General features: G+C 78.1%; 1 protein-coding gene. It reads left to right on the plus strand.

Going from position 1 to position 685, the window contains the following annotated elements:
- The coding region (locus G3573_RS21825) for a polysaccharide pyruvyl transferase family protein (protein ID WP_163263704.1) at positions 1-685 on the plus strand (685 nt) is incomplete at both ends.

Genomic DNA, 685 nt, shown 5'->3' on the forward strand with positions numbered 1-685 from the left:
CGCGGTCCGCTGTCGGCGCGCGCGCTCGGGGCCGAGCCGCACGTGGCCCTGACCGACGGCGCGGTGCTGGTCCCGCGCCTGCTCGCCGACGAGCCGCCGGCGGCCGGCGGCGGTGACGTCGTGGTGGTCCCGCACTGGGAGAGCCTGGACTTTCCCGGCTGGCCGGAGGCTTGCGCCCTGGCCGGCCTCGAGCTGCTCAGCCCGGCCCACGCCGATCCGCTGGCGGTGTGCCGGCGCCTGAGCCGCGCGCGGCTGGTGCTGACCGAGTCGCTGCACGGGGCGATCGTCGCCGACGCCTTCGGCGTGCCCTGGTTGCCGCTGGCGACCAGCGGCAACTTCTCGGCGTTCAAATGGACCGACTGGTGCGCCTCGGTGGGCGTGGCGCTCGAGCCGCTGGTCGTGCCGCCGCCCTCGGCCGAGGCCTGGGTGCGGTTCGGCCGACCGCGGCTGGGCGAACTTAACCGGCGCGTGCGCGTCGACGCCGATCAGGCCTGGCGCGAATACGAGGCGCGCGCCGACGCGCCGGTGCGGGCGCCCAGCCTGCGCAGCCGGGTCAAGGCGGCGGCGCTGAAGAGCGGTCTGGTGCGCCGGACGCTGGGCCTGTCGCCGGCCCGAACCGCCGAGGCGCTTCGCCGGGCGGCCGAGGCCGCGCCCTGCCTGTCCGACGCCGCGCGGCGCGAGGCGC

The organism is Caulobacter sp. 17J65-9, assembly GCF_010975005.1.
Classification (GTDB): Bacteria; Pseudomonadota; Alphaproteobacteria; order Caulobacterales; family Caulobacteraceae; genus 17J80-11.